Here is an 18,782-nt window from a genome sequence, read left to right as displayed (position 1 = left end):
TTGTATCGAATAATCAAAAAATTATAATAATATCCTAATAATAAACCCGATCGGGGTCATGTCAATAAGAAGGTTCGGCCATTCAACTTGCGACGTTGTTTTAAAATTTATACATTCCAGCGGGTCAAAAAATCTACAATCCCGCACAATATTTCCTTAAAAATGTATTTTTTTGCTTGACACAAGAGACGTTTGTCGCTAATTCATACTAATCTTATATAGATTGATAAACTCTGAAAACCAGGGGCAGAGATATATGAAACTATCCACAAGAAGCCGCTACGGAACCAGAATCCTGGTTGATCTGGCCCGTAACAGGGACCAAGGCCCAGTACAAATCGGTGAAATCTCAAAGCGCCAGGACATATCGGTCAAATACCTCGAACAGCTCATTCGACCATTGAAAAAGGCCAAATTAGTGACCAGCGTGCGCGGCCCCAAGGGGGGGCATTTACTGGCCGAAAAGCCGGAAAATATTTCGCTGGGTCAGGTGGTGCGATTGTTTGAGGGGCAGGCCGATCTGGTCGAATGCGTCAGCTTTCCAGAGAAATGTCCCATGTCTGATGATTGCCAGGTTCGCCTGGCCTGGCGCGATGCCACCGAGGTTCTGTATCAAAAACTGGATTCGACAACCATATCCGATCTGATGAATGGAAATTATGCCGGGGATGATTGACATATTGCACCTGTAGATCCAAAACCTGCCCGGATATGCGTGCGATGAATACATGAGGTGGCAAGAGCATATTCCAAATTTTCAAAAATAATATAAGGGATTCAATTTATTTTGTTTTAAGCCAACCGATTACTAAACAGGAGGATACCATGAAAAAAATTGTTATCTTAGGATCAGGAGCCGGTGGAACGATGGTAGCCACCCAATTGCGCAGGAAGCTCAGCACCAAAGAGTGGCAGATTACCATCATCGACAATGATGAAGTCCACCACTACCAGCCGGGTTGGCTGTTTATTCCATTCGGTGTCTATACCGAAGAAGATTGTAAAAAACCCAAACGGGAATTCATCCCCGAAGGCGTTGATTTCGTATTGGACGAAGTGGTTGGTCTCGATACGACCAAACGTGAAGTACAAGCCAAAAAGGGGACATACAACTATGATTGGCTTGTGATCGCCACCGGTTGCGATATCGAGCCAGAAGAAGTTGAGGGCATGATGGATGGATGGCGTAAAGACATTCATGATTTTTACACGCTGGATGGTGCCATAGCCTTATATGAAAAGTTGAAATATTTCGATAAGGGACGCGTCGTGCTCAACATCGCTGAGTTACCATATAAATGTCCGGTGGCCCCAATCGAGTTTGTCTTTATGGCCGACTGGTTTTTTGAAACCAAAGGCGCCCGCGGTGATGTGGAAGTTGAATTGGTCACACCCATGGCCGGTGCATTTTCTAAGCCGATTGCATCAAGCATCCTGGGCGATATTGCCATTGAAAAAAATATCAAGGTCACCCCGAATTTTGATATCGCACAGGTCAATGTCGATGAAAAGACCATTGAATCGCACAAGGGCGAAAAAGTGGATTACGATTTACTGGTAGCGATTCCGCCCAATTTTGGCGCCAATTTCCTGGAAGGCTCTGGCCTTGAGGACCCGCTGCGCTTCGTCGATACCGACCATTTCACACTCAAAGCCAAAAATGCCGACCATGTTTACGTCGTCGGCGATGCCACCAACGTACCAGCTTCCAAGGCCGGTGCGGTGGCCCACTATGAATCCGAAACAGTGGTTGAAAATTTGCTGCGTGAAATCGATGGCCAGGAACCTCACGGGACCTTTGACGGCCATGCCACCTGCTTTATCTGCTCGGGTCATGAAAAAGCGTTTTTGATTGATTTTAACTATGAATATGAACCGCTGCCCGGCAAATTTCCATTTCCGGGTCTCGGTCCCTTTAGCCTGCTGGGCGACAGCTACATGAACTACTGGGGCAAAATGATGTTCAAGTGGGTTTACTGGAACATGATGCTCAAGGGTGTGGAATTGCCACTGGAACAACAAATGACAATGGCCGGTAAAATGCGCCACGTCATGACCCAAGCATAAGGAGGCCGCCATGACAACCGAAGAACAAATTCTTGAGCGACTCGATCGCATTGAAGCGCAGCTGGCACCGGTATCGGCATCGGCCAGGGGCATCAATGAGCTCAGAGAAGATTTGATCCCCCTGAGCGGTCAGGCATTTCGGCTGTTGATCCGAGAGCTTGAAGATGTGGAATCCGGCTTTCAGCTGGAAGATCTGTTAGCGCTGGGCAAACGGTTTTTACGCAGTGTCAAGCACATGCAGTTTGCCCTGGAACAGATGGAAAATGTCGTCGACTTTGCGCTTACCATTGAACCCCTGCTCAAGTCATCCGTGCCGCAATTGATCAATTATCTGGATGACCTCGAGCAAAAAGGCGTCCTGCGAATTATCCAATCAACCCTGGATGTACGCGCCAAAGTGGCCGCAGCTTACAGCCCCGATGATGTCGATCAGATCGGTGATGGCCTGGTAGCCCTTCTGGGCCTGGCCCAGAGCCTCAGCAGTCCGCAGGCCCAGGCCTTTCTGGGAAAAATGGCCGCATTGCCCGGCAAAGTGGATTTGGACAATGCCAAACCGGTAGGACCTTTTGGCATGCTGGGGGCGCTGTCCAGCAAAGAAGCCCGCCAGGGCTTAGGCGTATTAATGGAGTTAACCAAAGCCATGGGCGATCTGAAAAATGGTGGCAGCAGCACCGCCTCCCAGGAAGCAGAACCGATCGCTTAATTTTTTATATTGGCAGGGTGCCGCCGAAAATTTCACGGCCGGCACCCTGCACAAGTAAAAAAAATGATTTGGCAAAAAGGGGACTCTTGCCTTTTTCCAACAGTTCTGGCATAAAAACATTAGGCTTTGGGTAAAATTTTGCTGGAGAAAGATTATGGAAAAACAGATGGTTCAATGCGAGGATGGTCGCCGACGGCAGGCGCGCATCCACGGCGTTCCCAAGGAGGAAGGCGGCTTTAAGGTCTGGAAAGCGGGTGTGCGCTTAAAAGGCAAGCACGTTTCCGGAGAAGCCTGGTACAGCTATCAAACCAAAACCTGGTATTTCATCACGGATCCTGAAGGCAAGCACAGTCATCTGATGGACCGCATCAGTGACACCCTGCGAGGTGAGAAAATCAGTAAGCTGCGCGATCAGCTAAAACAGCTGGAATCGCGACAAGTCATTGAGCAAAAAAAGATTGCCCAACATCAAAGCGCCCTGGAAGAGATCGAAAACGAAATTGAGACCATTCAAAACGATCTTGCCAAACTTGAAAAAGGGATGCCGATGGAAACCGGCGCGACGCTGCAATATTCCCCGGGGATTAAAAGAAATTGATAGCGGCGCCCAGAGCGCCAGAAAAATTTGCCAATTAAATGCCTGCGGCCGAAGCGCTTATAAGCGTTTTCGCCTGCAGGTATTGTTTTTTTGGGGCTTAACCAAATTCGTCTGGAGGCCCATGCCACGGGGTTTACAGCCGCCCAAACAGCCGACGTGTGAGAAATCGTTACCCCTAGGGATTGACCAAGCCGGCAGCAAAGGATTTACCGGCAAGATCATAGGCCGATTTTGACCACATCAGAAGCGGTATACCCTCTTCATTGGCGCGATCAATGGTTTCCTGGTCGGGGGTCTGCCCGCCGGTGAGCACAATCGCAGCCATCTCATGCAACACTGCCACATTGACAATATTCTGGTGGGTTTGCACCGTCAACCAGATACAACCGGTGGGCGCATTGGCCATTACATCGCTTAGCAGATCACCGCAATACCCGCCTTGAATATTACGATCCAGCTCATTTTGCCCGGCGGCCACGTGCAGCTTAAATTGGTCCACAAATTCTTTGACATTCATGGCATCATCACCCTCTCGCTTTCTGTATTGTTAGGTTGAGCCCTTTACCTGCCGAAGGTCCCTGTCACACGAGAATGGCTCGTTTGCCCATGTCGGAAGTTAAACTGGCTCAACAGGCAACCCAAGAATGACGTTCATTTGTTTAAATTGATTATACCTAATAGAGCATCCTAAATAATTCAAGCCCTTTTTGCCCGCGCAACTTGAATACAATTGATTTATCAGGCCCGTTTGGTTATAGTGAAGGCGCAATTCGACAGGCACCGTTGGCGGTATTCCCTTTATTCCGGTTGATCTCACATGGCTCCCAAAAAGAAAAGCCCTGAAAATAAATCCACCGCTTCCCCAGCTATCCCAGGGTTGAACCTTAATCAATTGGTCGATTATCTGCCCTGCTACGTTTCCATTCAGGACCGCGATTTAAACCTGTTGTATGTGAACAGCAAATTTAAAAAGGATTTTGGCGACGGTATCGGTAAAAAATGCCACATGGTCTATAAATGCGTATCGGAGATATGCCCCAACTGCCCGGTACAAAAAACCTTCGAAGACAGACAACCGCATATTGCCGAGGAAAATGTGACCTTGAGCGGCGGCGGTGTATCCCAGGTTCTCATTCAAACGTCGCCCATCATCGATAAAAACGGGGTTGTTACCGCCGTCATCGAATTGGCCACCAATATCACCCAGCTCAAAAAGGACCGCAAGGAACTGGTCACCCTGGGTCAGTCTATCGCCCTTTTATCCCATGGCATCAAAAATATACTGGAAGGACTGCAGGGCGGTGCCTATGTCGTTGACGAGGGCTTCAAAGACAATAATATCGAAATGGCCCAAAAAGGATGGAAAATCGTCAATAAAAATATTTTCGATATTGCCGATGTGGTCCAAAATATACTGTACTCATCAAAAGATCGCCCGCTGAAATACGAGCGTATTTCGCCCGGGCAGCTGGCCCGGGATTCGCTGGCCTTGTTCCGCGAAAAAGCGGCCAGTTTGGATATCGAGCTAAAACAACAAATTAATGATGCCGTCCCCGAGGTCCATCTGGACATCGCCAGCATCCGACGGTTGCTCAACAATTTGATCTGGAACGCACTGGAGGCGTGCTTTGTCGACAAGGAGCAAAAGAAACATTCCGTCAGTGTCAAAACAGACCTGGTGGATGCCGATCATTTTATGTTTGAAGTCACCGATAATGGGATTGGTATGGATGCTGACACCCAGCGCAACATATATGAGGAATTTTTTTCAACCAAAGGCAGCTCTGGAACCGGACTCGGCCTGGCGGTTGTGGAAAAGGTGGTCAACCGTCACGGCGGAAAAATTGAGGTAACTTCGGCGTCGGGTAAGGGCACCCGATTTAGCATTATTTTTAAAATAAAATAACATTTGTAAGTTATAGATTTAGCCTCAAATTGCTATAAAAATTTGATATCTAAACTCTCATTGATTTTAATGCAAAAAATCCGGTAATCACTTGACGAAGCTGGACGTTTGATACTATATATCATAGTGCTTAACTAGGATATAGCGACGGTTGAATCCGGCTTTGGGGACTTCATTCTTTTTAAACCTGACGCCAAAAAGGAGCTGACCATGGGGAACAACCTCAAAATCGTTATGATTGACGACAATACGGACTTGCTGTTTACGATGGAGACCTTCCTGCAACGAAATGGTTTTGAGGTGCTTACTGCAGAAGATGGCCAATCGGGAATGGACTTAATCAAAAAAGAGCGCCCCGATGTCATTTTGCTCGATATCATGATGGAGACCCTGTTTTCCGGATTTGAGGTTTGCAAACAGGTGCGCTCAGATGAAGATCTGAAGGATACACCCATTATCGGCATCTCCGCCATGGGTGATGAATTGGATATTAACTACAGCCAGTGGCCCGATTATGAATATTTCCGCCCGGACACCTTTATGGAAAAACCCATCGATAAACAGCGGCTGCTGCAGCTGATTCCCGAGGTGATCCAGAATGCGCAGAAACGCAAGCGTAGCCCCAAGTGGAAAAAGGAAATGGAAGCCGATTGGGCCCAGAAAGCCTCTCAAAAAAAATCGTCCTGATTCCCCGTAAGGCAGTTGGCTCGATTGTTTATGTTCTGCATGTTTTGAAATGACCGTTAACGATACCAACTAAAAATCGCGGCGTATAACATCATTTTGAATCTCCACCTTCGTTTCGCTCCACTTTGAGGCTGATTTGACGTCAGCTATCCGGCCCGGTTTGCTGGCTGGTTACATCTTTTGTTTCATCAAATAAGGATGTCGCCGTATGGTGTTTGATTATCTCTTTTATACCTCTCTTGTTATCTTTCTCCTGGGATTGATCTACAAAATCTCTACCTGGTTTAGCCGTAAAATCGGCATTTTGGGAAACGACTTCACGACGGCCCAACGGCTGCAGGCGGCTGCGGTTGGTTTCGTCCGCGTCATTTTCAGCTCAAAAATCCTTGGTCTCATCGAGGCGATCGTGCTGGATGTCCTGCTGCAGCGCCGCGTTTTTAAAGAAAGCGTTTCGCGCTGGCTGGCGCATATGTTGATATTTTACGGCTTTATGCTGCTGTTGCTGATGCATGCCCTGGAATCCGTGATTTCAGAAGCATTATTCAGCGAATATTATTCCACTGTAAACCCGTTTTTCTTTCTGCGGGATTTTTTCGGTGCCATGGTGCTGGCCGGCGTGATCCTGGCCATGGTTCGCCGATACCTTGTAAAGCCCCGCCGCCTTAAGACAGGCGCAATGGATCATTATGCCATCATGATCGTGGCGGTGATCATGCTGTCCGGAGTCGCCCTGCTGGGTCTTAAAATCGCCTCTCACAGCGAATTTATGCGCATGGTTGACGACTATGCCGGTCTGGATGACGAAGAGGAAATTGCGGCGCTGGAAACCCTCTGGGTCAAAGAATACGGCACGGTCTCGCCCACCATCCAGGCGCCTTTTGACGAGGAGCTGCTGGAGGCCGGCCTTGAAGTGCACGAAAGCAGCTGCCTGGACTGCCATGCACCGGCATCCCATGCATTCACCGGGTTTGCCACTGCCAAGTTCATTAAACCGATTGCTTTGTGGCTGGATGACCTCAACGGTGTTACCCTGTTGTGGTACGTGCATATTATCGCCTGCTTTATCGGGCTGGCCTATTTGCCATTCAGCAAAATGTTTCACCTGTTTGCCACCCCCATTAGCCTGATCGCCAACCGCGTCATGGATCCGAAAAAATCAGTGCCGGCCAACGTGGTCACGCGCCAGGTCATGGAGCTGGATGCCTGCACTCACTGCGGAAGCTGCAGTCTGAACTGTTCGGCGGGCATGGTCTTTGAGGCCATCGGCAACGAATACATCCTACCTTCGGAAAAAATGACGTTGCTCAAAAAAATGGCAGCCGGCAAAAAATTGGATGATGCCCAGATGCGCGCCATCCAGGAGGGTGTCTATCTGTGCACCAACTGCGATCGCTGTACGGTGCGCTGTCCTTCCGGTATCCGGCTAAAAGAGCTGTGGTACAGTGTGCGCGAGTCTCTGCTGGCAGAGGGTCCGCCGCTGCCCTACGTGTTAAGCCCTTTTTCCTTTGCCCGGGGGTTGATCGTTCAACAAACTCTTGGCGCCGACAGTTACAGCGCGCCGGTTGATAAGGCCCGGCAGGTGGTATCCGGCCACTTTGTTAACCTGACCGATCCGGACACGCCCATCCCGCTGAATGCGCAGGCCGACCCGGAAGCCCAACCGGCCATAAAAGACCGTACTTACGTCCATTGTTTCAGCTGCCAGAGCTGCACAACGGTTTGCCCGGTGGTTGCCAACTATGATGACCCCGAGCAGGAGCTCGGCTTGCTGCCGCATCAAATCATGTGCAGTTTGGGTTTGGGACTAAACGAGATGGCGTCCGGTGCCGGTATGATCTGGGATTGTTTGACCTGCTACAAATGCCAGGAAAACTGCCCGCAGCAGGTGGAGGTGTGTGATATTTTGTATCGCTTGAAAAACTTCGCGGTCGCATCCATTGAGCAATAGGGCTCGAGGGATGGTTATTGGTTATTTGTTATTAGTTATTGATTATTCGTTAACGGGAACTGTTTGATATTAATTATGCAAAGGCGCTGACCAGTTAAGAAAAATAGTTTGATTTAAAAAAACTTTGCGACTTTGCGTGAGAACTAACATAAGCGGAAAACACCGCTATTGAAAAAAACCGAAAAAAGGCCATTTCCAAAAGGAAATTTATGAAGTTTGCGTTGTTCCATGGCTGCAACATCCCTTCCCGCGTTGAGCAATACGCTGACGCTACCGCAGCCGTATGCGCCCGGCTGGGTATCGAGCTGGTTGAGATGGACGGCTTTAATTGCTGCGGGTATCCGGTGCGCAACTCCGATCATCGCGCCTATGTCCTGTCGGCTGCCAAAAACCTGGCGCTTGCCGAGCAAGCCGGATTAGATATGCTGGTGATGTGCAAGTGCTGCTACGGCAGTTTAAAACGAGCGGAATATTTTTTAGGCCAGGATGCGGAGTTGACAGCGGACATCAACCGTATCCTGGGCCGGGAAAATCTGGCATATCAACACCAAACCAGTGTCAAACACCTGTTGTCGGCCCTATATCATGATGTGGGACTGAAACGCATAAAAGAAGAAATTTCCAAAGCCTATAGCGGTCTTCAAATAGCGGTCAGCTACGGTTGTCATGCTTTAAGACCCAGCTCGATAACCGCATTTGATGATCCGGTCTCTCCCAAAATTTTTGATGAACTCGTTGAGGCCACCGGCGCCTTTAGCGTCGAGTGGACCCGCAAACTGGATTGCTGTGGTGCGCCCCTGACCGGCGTCAATGATCAGCTGGCCATGGATATGGCGCAAAAGAAAATCGACAGCGCCCGGGAGACCGGTGCTCAGTTTATCTGCACCGCTTGCCCCTATACCCAGCTGCAGTTTGACGGCGTGCAAAAGCGTATGGCCGCGCAATCGAACGACGGCGAAACCCTGGCGCCAATCCTGTACCCTCAATTGCTGGGTTTAAGCATGGGTATCGATGAAAAAACCCTGGGCATTGATCGAAATGAAATTGATTTAACCAACATTACATCCTTTCTAATAACGGAGTAATTATGTCGCAATCAGGCACAGGCGCAGTCATGGTCGTGGGTGGCGGGATAGCCGGCATGCAAGCCGCTCTGGATCTTGCCGATTCCGGCTATTATGTCTACCTGGTGGAAGGCTCGAGTTCCATCGGCGGCATGATGTCGCAGTTGGACAAAACCTTTCCCACCAATGACTGTGCGATGTGAATCATATCGCCGAAACTGGTCGAGGTCGGCCGGCACATCAACATCGAGTTGCTCACCCTTACTGAAGTTGACAGTATCAGCGGTAAAGAAGGCAACTTTGACGTCCAATTGACACAACACCCGCGCTATGTCGACATGGACAAATGTATTGCCTGTGATGCCTGCGCGGAAAAATGCCCCAAAAAAGTATCCAACGCCTATGACGGCGGGCTGAGCAAGCGCAAGGCCGTTTATGTGCAGTACGCCCAGGCGGTGCCGCTAAAATACACCATTGATGCCGATACCTGTATTTATTTTCTGAAAGGCAAATGCAAAGCCTGTGAAAAATTTTGCCCAACAGGCGCCATCAATTTTGAAGATCAAAAAACAGACCTCAAGCTGAAAGTGGGCGCAGTGGTCATTGCCGCCGGCAGCGAGGCCTTTGATCCAAGCACCTATGACACCTTCGGCTATTCAGCATCTCCCAACATTGTCACCAGCCTGGAATTTGAAAGAATCCTGTCGGCCTCCGGGCCCTATGGCGGGCACCTGCTGCGACCTTCGGATAAAACCGAGCCTGAAAAAATTGCCTGGCTGCAATGCGTTGGATCCCGCGACACACACATCGGCGCCCGTGGTTACTGCTCGGCAGTCTGCTGCACCTACGCTGTCAAAGAGGCTATCCTGGCCAAAGAGCACAGCAGCGACGGCCTGGATACGGCCATCTTTTACATCGACATTCGCACCTTCGGCAAAGATTTCGAGCGCTACTACAACAAGGCCAAAGATGATCTGGGGGTGCGTTTCGTTAAATCGCGCATCACGCATGTCGAGCCCATGGGCGATAACGGCAAGCACTTGATTCGCTATGTCGATGCGGCCGGCCATAGTCAGGCAGAAGAATTTGATATCGTCGTGCTGTCGGTGGGTTTGGGCGCCCGGGAACAGGCGGTTGCGCTGGCCCAGAAACTGGATATTGATTTAAATTCCTATCAGTTTGCCCGCGCCGGCGGATTTGATCCGGTTCAAAGCTCGCGACCGGGGATCTATGTGTGCGGCGCTTTTCACGAGCCGCAAGACATTCCGTCGTCGGTCATCGATGCCAGTGCGGCGGCCGGCAAAGTCGGCGCCCGGCTGGCAGATGCTCGCGGAACGCTGACCAAAACCAAAGCGCTGCCCGAAGAGATCGATATCAAAGGCGAGCCGCCGCGTATCGGCGTGTTTGTCTGCTGCTGCGGCACCAATATCGCCGGGTTTGTGGATGTGCCCGCCGTGGTCGAATACGCCAAAACCCTGCCGAATGTGGTCTACGCCGAGCAAAACCTGTTCAGCTGCTCACAGGATACCCAGACCCAGATTTCAGAGACCATCAAAAAGCACCGCCTCAACCGGGTGGTGGTGACCGCCTGCACACCCAAGACCCATGAGCCCCTTTTTCAGGAAACCCTGATCAACGGCGGGCTCAACAAATACCTTTTTGAGATGGCCAATATCCGCAACCAGTGCTCCTGGGTGCACAAAGACGACATGGACAAGGCCACCGATAAATCCAAAGACCTGCTGCAGATGGCGGTGGCCAAGGTCGCGCTGCATGAGCCCCTGGCGGAGCCCAAAATGAAAATCAACCAGACCGCCATGGTCATCGGTGGCGGCATGGCCGGTCTGACGGCGGCTAAGACATTGGCCGATCAGGGGTACAAAACCGTGGTGGTGGAAAAAAACAAACAACTGGGCGGCCAGGCCCGCCACCTGGCGGAAACTTGGCAGGCCGAGGCGATCGGCCCGTTTCTCGACAGCCTGATCGCTGATGTTAGCGCTGATGAAAACATCGAGTTGCTGTTAAATGCCCGGATTGACAATGTGGATGGATTTATCGGCAATTTTAAAACCACGGTCCAGATAAACGGGGAAAACAACGTTGTCGAACACGGTGTGACCCTGATTGCTTCGGGCGCCGAGGAGTTTAAGCCCGACGACTATCTGTACGGCCAGGATCAGCGGGTACTTACCGGTCTGGAGCTCCAGAACAAACTCAAGGCCGGCAACGGGTTTGATCCCGGTCGCACGGCTGTATTTGTCCAATGTGTGGGATCACGGAATCCCGAGCGCCCCTATTGTTCCAAAGTGTGCTGCACCGCATCGATTAAAAGCGCCCTGAGCCTCAAGGCCCAAAATCCTGCTACGGATATTTTCATATTATATCGCGATCTGCGTGCTTACGGTCTCAGGGAGGATCTTTACCGCGAAGCGCGCGAACAGGGCATTAAGTTTATCCGCTATGACAACGACCAGGAAATCGGGGTCGGCGCCGCCGAAAATGGCCTCAACATTACCTTTACCGATCGGGTGCTCAGAAGACAGATGGTGATCGAAAGCGACCTGCTGGTTCTGGCCAGTGCGGTGGTGCCGCAAAAAGCCAACCCCCTGGCGCAAATGTTTAAGGTGCCGCAAAATGACGATGGCTTTTTTGCCGAGGCACATGTCAAACTGCGGCCCAATGATTTTGCCACCGATGGCGTATTTGTCTGCGGTCTCGCGCACGCACCCAAACCGATAGAAGAATCCATCGTCCAGGCTCAGGCCGCTGCCTCCCGGGCAGTAACGGTTTTATCTGCCCTGGAAGTCTCCGTCAGCGGCACGGTGGCCATGGTAGATCCGAACTTTTGCAGCAGCTGCGGGGTTTGCGTGGATATCTGCCCCTATTCGGCGCCCAAATTTGATGAAAAAAGCGGCAAAGCTGAAATTCAAGCCACCCTGTGTAAGGGTTGCGGGCTGTGCGTGGCCTCCTGCCGCTCTGCGGCCATTCATTTGAAAGGCTTTGACACCGGCCAGATATTTGCGCAGCTCAAGACGTGCTTATTCGAGGGTGTACCATCAGAATCGATTTTTAGCTAACTTTTATTCATTTGGAAATGGGTACGGGTTGAGCCAGTTGGCCCGTTTCCGGTTAGTCGGTTAAACAAGGATTTCAATCTAATTTTTTATAACGGGCTCAACGGGTAACAGGCAAACCGGCCAACCGAACAGGAGTTGAAATGAAAACCTTTACTAATTTGATTGAGGATGTGCAGAAACCTGGGCTGTGCCATCGCTGCGGCGGGTGCGTGACCTTTTGCACGGCCGTTAATTACGCTGCCCTGGAATTGGACAGCGAAGGCAAGCCCCGCTATGCGGATGAAGCCAAATGCATTGAATGCGGCCTGTGCCATAGCATCTGCCCTGAGATTGACGAGCTGGATGAAGAAACCCGCCAAAGTTCGGGCTGGATCCCGCCCATCGGGCGCGTGATTGAAACCAGTATTGCCCGGGCCGTGGATCCCAAAATCCGCAAAAAGGCCACCGACGGCGGGGTGGTCACCGCTTTGCTGGTACATTTGTTCAAACGCGGCCGCATTGACGGCGCCATCGTCACCAAACCGGCCGGCCCGTTTCAGCGCCTGCCGTTTCTGGCGGAGACCGAAAAAGACATCCTGGAGGCCGCCGGCTTTTCCTTTGATACCTCCCACGGCATGACCAATTTCAGCGATTATTATTTAACCTATTCACAGATCAAAGAATTTGATCCCCTGATCAAAAAAGGCCTGTCGCGTGTGGCCTTTGTGGGCACCCCCTGCCAGATCAAAGCGGTACGGCGCATGCAGGCTTTGGGCATCATTCCCTCTGATTCGATTAAATTCTGCCTGGGTTTATTTTGCTCGGGTAATTTTGTGTTCGGCAAAAAAGAGCAGGAAAAAATCGGTCAGATCGGTGCATTTAAATTTAAGGATGTCAAAAAAATAAACATCAAAGAAGAGCTGATCGTCCACTTGAAAGGCGGTAAAGAAAAAACCATGATGCTCGAAGAGCTCGAGTTCATGAAACGCTTTGCCTGCTATTTCTGCCCGGATTATTCTGCCGAATACGCTGATATATCATTTGGCGGTATCGGCTCCGAGGAAGGCTGGACCACCGTCATAACCCGCACACCCGTCGGCCGCGCCATTTTTGCCGACGCCCGACCCTCGGCTATTGAGGAAAACCGCACCAAGGATTTTCCCCAAAAGACATCCCGGGCGCTAAAAAAGGTCCAGACCTGGTCGGCCCGCAAAAAAGATACAGCCGCTCAAAACCGCAAAGTGCTGGACCGCAAATTCCCCGGTTTAAAGCAGAAGACTTGATACGCATCCATCAATTCTATTGCTTTATGTGCTTCGATATCTAATCCTCAGAACCGCTTGTTTTAAGGCTTCAATTTCTCAAAATTTAAAGCCATTTGAAAACTTTTTTAAAGCGCATTTTGCGAGCTTTTGATACAAAGCGCTTAGCGATGCGGAGCGCAAAATCTTGAACTGTCTGAGGACGCCAGGCCGAGTTTTCTCCGCCTCAGGCGGATTAGCGCAGCAAGCTTAGCGCTTTTCAAAAGTCGCAAATCAGCGGTAAAAAATTTTCAAATGACTTCTACATTTCCTTTGGAATAATAAGTATTTTCCCTGCGGTCATTTCCTTTTGGTATTCCAATATGCCTGCGGGGACATCTTCTAATTTGAGCTTTTTCCGTACCTGGGTTGCAAAAGACCCAGCGGCAATGTGCTTTTGAATCTGGCCGGTGGCCTGAAAAACGCGCACGAATCCAGCCTTGCGGACCCAGTCTGTTAACCAGAAGCCCTCCACGCGTTTTTGACCAAATATCAAATCGCCCCCATCCAGACCGCTGGCAGGTTCAAATGAAAGCACCCCATATACCAAGACGGTGGCTCCCGGCGCCATGGCGCTAAAAATCTTTCCGGTCATCTCCCCGCAGACAGCATCAAAACCCATGGTCGATTTTAAGCGAAGGCATTCTTCACGCAGCCGGGCTTCAAAATCTTCCGATTCTGAGTTCAACACGACTTCCGCCCCCAATGACTTCAGCAGATCTTCCTGTTCTTGGCGCCGCACGACATTTATCAACGCTATTCCGGCATCTTTGGCCAGACGCACTACCATTCGTCCCAGCTGGCTGGCAGCCGCAGTTTGGACGATGGCTCGATGACCGCCTTTTTTAGCCGTATCAACCATGGCCCAGGCCGTCAGCGGGTTAATGATTAAGGTTGCGCCCTTTTCAGAAGAAATGCCCTTGCGCAACGGCACGCAAGTTTTGGCATCTGCAATGTAATATTCAGCCCAGGTGCCGTCCGAATCCGCCTGGCCGCCACAGGCCACCCGTTTGCCCTTAAGCCAGTTGCCCATCATTCCACCACCACTGGCCACCACCGTGCCGGCCCCTTCCCAGCCCGGCACGGCCGGCAAGGTTTTTTTGACGCCATAAAGCCCCTGCATAAATATTAGATCAGACGGATTGCAGGGGGCGGCTTCTATGCGGACGAGCACCTGCCCGGAACCCGGCTGCGGGGTCGGCTTTTGCACAACACGCAAGCCCTCAACAGTTTTGGTTATGTCCTCATGATAATTTTCCAGCTCGAGCACCCGCATTTCTGAAGGAATGGAAGCAGCCATGATGACCTTTTCCTTGATTAAATTACGCTGTGTTTTAATAGAATTAAAATTTCTATAGATTTTAGAAACCCACCCGCCACGTGAGGCCACCTGGTTTCCGTTGGTTGGAAGATGGCTCTTGGTCTCCACGATGGCGGGCAGGCAAAATTGAAATATACGCAATGCGTATGCCCTGAATGATACAGCTAATCCTGTCTATACTAAATCTCTTTAAAATCCGCTGCCCGGCATGAAACCCCCAACTCATTGACTTTCTCACAAAACTCTTCCATCATCCGGTTCAGCTCCGGCTGGTGCTCATCCGAGTACAGCAAAAACATGGTCGCCATTTTGCGACTGGCCGATGAATCGGTCTCAAGTACTGGACCATGATCTTCAACCAGCGGTTGCAATTCTTCAACAATCTCAGCCACGTTTTGGTATCTTTGGTTGATATCCCGCGCACAGGCTTTCATGATAAATTTGCTGAGTGTTGCGGGCAAATCAGGCAAGATCGCTGCCGGATCCGGTATGTCTTGTTCCACACGCAAATTCATGGTTTTCCAGGCATCCTCCTCGGCAAACGGACGTTGACCGGTCAGCATTTCATATGCCGTAAGCCCCAGGGCGAAAATATCCGTTCTGGCATCGACTGGCAGACAATCAATTTGCTCGGGGGACATGTAAAAGGGTGTGCCCGTGAAACTGCTTTCGGCGCCGCACGGAGAGGCCAGTCCAAAATCAAGAATTTTAATTTTATCATTTGGCAAAATAAAAAGATTGCCGGGTTTGATATCCTGGTGCACCACGTTTTCCGCATGGGCGTACTGCAAGCCGGCACAGATTTGCAAAAGGTAGTGAACAACCCGCTGGTAAGGCAGTTTCAGCATGCGCTTGAGCAACGTTCTCAATGACATGCCTTCAAGATGCTCCATAATAATAAAAAGCGTTTTGTAGCGCTCCTCGATATCGTAGACGTGTACAATATTTTCGTGATTGAACTTTGCAATGATGCGGGCCTCTTCTCTGAATTTTTTAATGAAATCCGAAGAAGTGGCCATATCATGTTTCATCATTTTGATGGCAACCGGCATGTGCAGCGCCTCATGCACGCCCCGATAAACAATACTGTAACCGCCGCTTCCCAGAATTTCAGTAATCAGGTATTTGCCGATTCTTCGATCAGCGGTTATGGTTCGGGTTTCAAACCATTTCGTCACCAGGTCCGTTAAAAAGCTGCGCAAGTCTGGGTAAACCTCAGATATGGCATCAAACTGTTCTTTGGTCAGGCGCCATAGCTGCATGTCGGTTTCAGCTTCCACATGCGCACTGCGGCGCTCTCCGGTAATCAGTGCCATCTCACCAACGATATCCCCTTCACGCAGCCGCGCCACCGGGATCAGCTCACCATTTTTTTCGACATTGATAACACAGGTGCCTTTTTGGATGATGTAGCAGTCATCACCGGGATCGCCCTGCGTCATAAACCGCTCGCCGGCCTTCACATGCTGAAACGTTATACAGTTAAGTATGGGACAGACCGAATCCCGGGAGATAGATTTCAACAAATCCGTTTTGCGAAAAAATTGATAATCGGAGGCAAGCGGTATTTTTTTGTCAAGGGAATCACCATCGCCAAAGAGCCCGTTCGTATCTTCAGTCGGCTGGATGGTCGCTCCCAATTTGTGCCTCTGATCTTTTTCTTCATCCGGTATAATCCATTTGGATTCACCCACAAACAGATCCCAGGTTTTTTCTGCTTTGTTAAAAGCACTCAAATAAAAGACAGTGGCCGGCTCGATTTTTTGTTCAGCCCGAATACCCACTCCTTCGTCGCTGCGATTGATCAGGTCGACAAATAGCTTTTTGGGGGGCGGAGCCAGTGTGGTCCCGGAAACATAGCCAGCTTCTTCCAAAAAGAGAATCCCGACTTCCGGTGGATCCAGGTCGATTCTTTGACTCCGTCTTCGAGAAGTGTTTTGGTCCATAAGATCTTCCTTTTAAAAGAGGTTATTATCCTTTTTATTTTATATAACCCCTTCTATGGCGCATGCGGCCATGGATGGCAACAATTTTGCGCTTCAGATCGTTATATTTTTTTCATAATTATAAATCCGAGAGATCTGCCGATTTTAAATCGATGCCCAGCTCCCTGGCCTGTTCCCGAAGGCTTTCCATTAATTGTTTGACGGCCGGTTGTTGGTTTTCTTTGTAAACCATAAACAGGCTGGTCATATTCATTTTTTCCGCATCTGATTGCTTGCCGGTGATACCCAGTTCAATGGCCAGACCCTTTAGGTCATCCAGGGCTTCGGTTACAGTCTGATAGCGGTGATCGGGATTCCGCCGACAGGCTTTAAGGATGAATTGCCGAAGCGTTTTAGGGATGTTCGCAACCACATCCGCCGGGTCTGGTATGCCGCAATTCAGATGCAAATCGATGAGCTTCTGGGCATCTGTTTCCGGAAATGGATTTTGGCCGGCAAGCATTTCAAAAGCCGTGATCCCCATGGCGTAAATATCGGTACGCTGATCCATGGGTTCGCTTTGGATCTGTTCCGGTGCCATGTAGGCCATGGTACCAAAGGAGGCCAAATCTTCGGTTCCGATTGGGCATGACAGTCCAAAATCGAGTAATTTGAGCCGATCGTTTTGTTGAATAAAAATGTTAGAAGTGTTGATATCGCGATGGATGATGCCTTTTTGATGGGCATATTGTAGTCCCGAACACAGTTGAATGAGAAAACTGATGGTCAATTTTGGCGGTATGCATTTCAGCCGAGATAGCATGTTGGCCAAAGATTCACCCTCAACCAACTCCTCGATGATAAAGACGGTGTTAAAGCGTTCTTCGATATCATAGACTCTTAAAATGTTGTCGTGTTTTAGACCTGCAATGATTTTGGCTTCGTTTCGAAAACCTGTTATAAAGTCAGGATCCATCGCCAGGTTGTGTCTGAGCATCTTGATAGCCACCGGCATACCCAGGTCCGTGTTTTTGCCTTTGTATACAATGCTGTATGCCCCGCGGCCAATAATATCCATCGCCATATATTTTCCAATGACCCGGTCAGCCGTCGGTCTTTTGGAATCGAACCGGCTGGCGACAAGCTCCGTGAGAAATTCAAGCAACTCCGGATCTTTTTTGGAGATATTGTCAAAAAGGCCCTTATCCAGGGCCCAGAGTTCCATGGCCGTTTCCGCCTCCACGTGGGCGCTCTGAGGCTCTCCGGTCAGAAATGAGCGGATACCGACAATATCACCTCTGCCCAGATGACCCACAGGGTGCAATTGACCTTCCTTTTCAACCACGAGCAAACAGGCGCCCCGCTGTATGATATAAGCCGTTTGCTGAACATCGCCTTGGGTGATAAAACGTTCGCCGGCCTCAATGATTTTACAGGTCACCTTGGAGGCCAGAAATCTTTTTTCATCTTCTGAAAAATAGTTCAGAATTTTGTGTGTTTTAGTTGAAATATCTTCTTCTTCCTGAACCAATCGATAAAAAGGGCACTCCGTACACGAGTCGCGCTTCTCAGCAAAGGTGCCCTGGATTTTTCCGTCGCAACAGGTACCGGCTACTGCCCAGCAGATACGCCCCGCATTTTTACCGGCGTTGATGCCTCCATAAGATGAATCCGTTGCTGCGACGCAGGTGCCCAATTCAGACGCTCTGGCTCCTCCAGGCTCTCTGCCGCATTTCATGAATTCCCAGCAATTGATTTTTTTACCTGCCATCGATCAGATTTACTTGTCAGTAGAAGTTTTATGGTTGCAAAAATAATTCGTCTAGTGTTGTTACAGCAACATTTCCGAATCAACAAACCATGGTAGCTGAAATAAAGAAAGCCCACACCTCCCTCGAGGCATGAGCTTTAAGTCAAATCGCTGCCCTAAATTGTAAAAAGCAGTCCGCTTATGCTTCTGCTTATGTCGCTCCGCTCTCAGCTTCATCCTACAGACCTCCATTCGGATGCGGCGTTACAATACACCCGCTCCCATGCAGAGCTTCGCAAATTGCACTCCCCACAGCGGCGGGCAGAAGCAATAATTATGTATTTAAATTCCGTCGCCCCAAACGGGGCTCAGTGTTTATGCAAAAAGATATCTCCGGCGAAAAGGGCTTTACACACCCCTTGCAAAAACCACCTGTAAATTTTGTTCATAATCTGG

General features: G+C 49.9%; 14 protein-coding genes. 10 read left to right on the top strand and 4 right to left on the bottom strand.

Features of this window, described 5'->3' with window-relative positions; all coding sequences use genetic code 11:
* Positions 1–256 precede the first annotated feature (256 nt).
* The 4 genes from QNJ26_06955 (at position 257) to QNJ26_06940 (ending at position 3,368) form a co-directional block, all read left to right on the top strand.
* Positions 257–676 carry an Rrf2 family transcriptional regulator gene (locus tag QNJ26_06955; protein ID MDJ0985265.1) on the top strand — a complete coding sequence of 140 codons (420 nt, stop codon included), beginning with the start codon at positions 257–259 and terminating at the stop codon, positions 674–676.
* A gap of 149 nt (positions 677–825) precedes the next feature.
* Positions 826–2,067, top strand: coding sequence for an FAD/NAD(P)-binding oxidoreductase (locus QNJ26_06950; GenBank protein MDJ0985264.1), 1,242 nt, complete (start codon positions 826–828; stop codon positions 2,065–2,067).
* A gap of 10 nt (positions 2,068–2,077) precedes the next feature.
* A complete protein-coding gene (locus QNJ26_06945; protein MDJ0985263.1) occupies positions 2,078–2,770 on the top strand; it encodes a DUF1641 domain-containing protein in 693 nt (230 codons plus the stop codon).
* A 154-nt stretch (positions 2,771–2,924) separates the two neighbouring features.
* Positions 2,925–3,368: a hypothetical protein gene (locus QNJ26_06940; protein MDJ0985262.1), complete on the top strand. Its 444-nt coding sequence runs from the start codon at positions 2,925–2,927 to the stop codon at positions 3,366–3,368.
* Positions 3,369–3,543: 175 nt separating this feature from the next.
* Here QNJ26_06940 and QNJ26_06935 read toward each other — a convergent pair whose 3' ends face one another.
* Positions 3,544–3,885 carry a DRTGG domain-containing protein gene (locus tag QNJ26_06935; GenBank protein ID MDJ0985261.1) on the bottom strand — a complete coding sequence of 114 codons (342 nt, stop codon included), beginning with the start codon at positions 3,883–3,885 and terminating at the stop codon, positions 3,544–3,546.
* Positions 3,886–4,185: 300 nt separating this feature from the next.
* On the opposite strand from QNJ26_06935, the gene QNJ26_06930 reads away from it, so the two are divergent.
* The 6 genes from QNJ26_06930 to QNJ26_06905 all read left to right on the top strand — a co-directional run bounded on the left by QNJ26_06930 (position 4,186) and on the right by QNJ26_06905 (position 13,312).
* Positions 4,186–5,274 carry an ATP-binding protein gene (locus tag QNJ26_06930; protein MDJ0985260.1) on the top strand — a complete coding sequence of 363 codons (1,089 nt, stop codon included), beginning with the start codon at positions 4,186–4,188 and terminating at the stop codon, positions 5,272–5,274.
* A gap of 210 nt (positions 5,275–5,484) precedes the next feature.
* Positions 5,485–5,961: a response regulator gene (locus tag QNJ26_06925; protein ID MDJ0985259.1), complete on the top strand. Its 477-nt coding sequence runs from the start codon at positions 5,485–5,487 to the stop codon at positions 5,959–5,961.
* A gap of 208 nt (positions 5,962–6,169) precedes the next feature.
* Positions 6,170–7,909, top strand: coding sequence for a 4Fe-4S dicluster domain-containing protein (locus QNJ26_06920; protein MDJ0985258.1), 1,740 nt, complete (start codon positions 6,170–6,172; stop codon positions 7,907–7,909).
* A 209-nt stretch (positions 7,910–8,118) separates the two neighbouring features.
* A complete protein-coding gene (locus QNJ26_06915; protein MDJ0985257.1) occupies positions 8,119–8,994 on the top strand; it encodes a CoB--CoM heterodisulfide reductase iron-sulfur subunit B family protein in 876 nt (291 codons plus the stop codon).
* Positions 8,995–8,996: 2 nt separating this feature from the next.
* On the top strand, positions 8,997–12,050 hold the full coding sequence (locus tag QNJ26_06910; protein MDJ0985256.1) for a CoB--CoM heterodisulfide reductase iron-sulfur subunit A family protein: 3,054 nt from the start codon (positions 8,997–8,999) through the stop codon (positions 12,048–12,050).
* A 140-nt stretch (positions 12,051–12,190) separates the two neighbouring features.
* Positions 12,191–13,312 carry a Coenzyme F420 hydrogenase/dehydrogenase, beta subunit C-terminal domain gene (locus tag QNJ26_06905; protein ID MDJ0985255.1) on the top strand — a complete coding sequence of 374 codons (1,122 nt, stop codon included), beginning with the start codon at positions 12,191–12,193 and terminating at the stop codon, positions 13,310–13,312.
* A 280-nt stretch (positions 13,313–13,592) separates the two neighbouring features.
* On the opposite strand, the gene QNJ26_06900 is transcribed toward QNJ26_06905, so the two are convergent.
* From QNJ26_06900 to QNJ26_06890, 3 genes are all read right to left on the bottom strand, one after another.
* Positions 13,593–14,630, bottom strand: coding sequence for a zinc-binding dehydrogenase (locus tag QNJ26_06900; protein MDJ0985254.1), 1,038 nt, complete (start codon positions 14,628–14,630; stop codon positions 13,593–13,595).
* A 200-nt stretch (positions 14,631–14,830) separates the two neighbouring features.
* Positions 14,831–16,597 (bottom strand): protein kinase, encoded by a 1,767-nt coding sequence (locus tag QNJ26_06895; GenBank protein ID MDJ0985253.1) that lies wholly within the window; start codon positions 16,595–16,597, stop codon positions 14,831–14,833.
* A gap of 118 nt (positions 16,598–16,715) precedes the next feature.
* Positions 16,716–18,314, bottom strand: a complete 1,599-nt coding sequence (locus QNJ26_06890; GenBank protein MDJ0985252.1) for a protein kinase — start codon at positions 18,312–18,314, stop codon at positions 16,716–16,718.
* Positions 18,315–18,782: the final 468 nt, after the last annotated feature.

The sequence above is a fragment of the Desulfobacterales bacterium genome (assembly GCA_030066985.1).
Lineage (GTDB): Bacteria > Desulfobacterota > Desulfobacteria > Desulfobacterales > JAHEIW01 > JAHEIW01.
The sequence above is the reverse complement of the archived record's forward strand: the minus strand, read 5'-3'. Positions and strand labels throughout refer to the sequence as shown.

Excerpts from the sequence above, each read along its gene's own strand:
- QNJ26_06925 (MDJ0985259.1), top strand. The coding sequence starts at position 5,485 with ATGGGGAACAACCTCAAAATCGTTATGATTGACGACAATACGGACTTG.
- QNJ26_06895 (MDJ0985253.1), bottom strand. The coding sequence starts at position 16,597 with ATGGACCAAAACACTTCTCGAAGACGGAGTCAAAGAATCGACCTGGAT.
- QNJ26_06950 (MDJ0985264.1), top strand. The coding sequence starts at position 826 with ATGAAAAAAATTGTTATCTTAGGATCAGGAGCCGGTGGAACGATGGTA.
- QNJ26_06900 (MDJ0985254.1), bottom strand. The coding sequence starts at position 14,630 with ATGGCTGCTTCCATTCCTTCAGAAATGCGGGTGCTCGAGCTGGAAAAT.
- QNJ26_06930 (MDJ0985260.1), top strand. The coding sequence starts at position 4,186 with ATGGCTCCCAAAAAGAAAAGCCCTGAAAATAAATCCACCGCTTCCCCA.
- QNJ26_06945 (MDJ0985263.1), top strand. The coding sequence starts at position 2,078 with ATGACAACCGAAGAACAAATTCTTGAGCGACTCGATCGCATTGAAGCG.
- QNJ26_06920 (MDJ0985258.1), top strand. The coding sequence starts at position 6,170 with ATGGTGTTTGATTATCTCTTTTATACCTCTCTTGTTATCTTTCTCCTG.
- QNJ26_06935 (MDJ0985261.1), bottom strand. The coding sequence starts at position 3,885 with ATGAATGTCAAAGAATTTGTGGACCAATTTAAGCTGCACGTGGCCGCC.
- QNJ26_06905 (MDJ0985255.1), top strand. The coding sequence starts at position 12,191 with ATGAAAACCTTTACTAATTTGATTGAGGATGTGCAGAAACCTGGGCTG.
- QNJ26_06890 (MDJ0985252.1), bottom strand. The coding sequence starts at position 18,314 with ATGAAATGCGGCAGAGAGCCTGGAGGAGCCAGAGCGTCTGAATTGGGC.
- QNJ26_06915 (MDJ0985257.1), top strand. The coding sequence starts at position 8,119 with ATGAAGTTTGCGTTGTTCCATGGCTGCAACATCCCTTCCCGCGTTGAG.
- QNJ26_06955 (MDJ0985265.1), top strand. The coding sequence starts at position 257 with ATGAAACTATCCACAAGAAGCCGCTACGGAACCAGAATCCTGGTTGAT.
- QNJ26_06940 (MDJ0985262.1), top strand. The coding sequence starts at position 2,925 with ATGGAAAAACAGATGGTTCAATGCGAGGATGGTCGCCGACGGCAGGCG.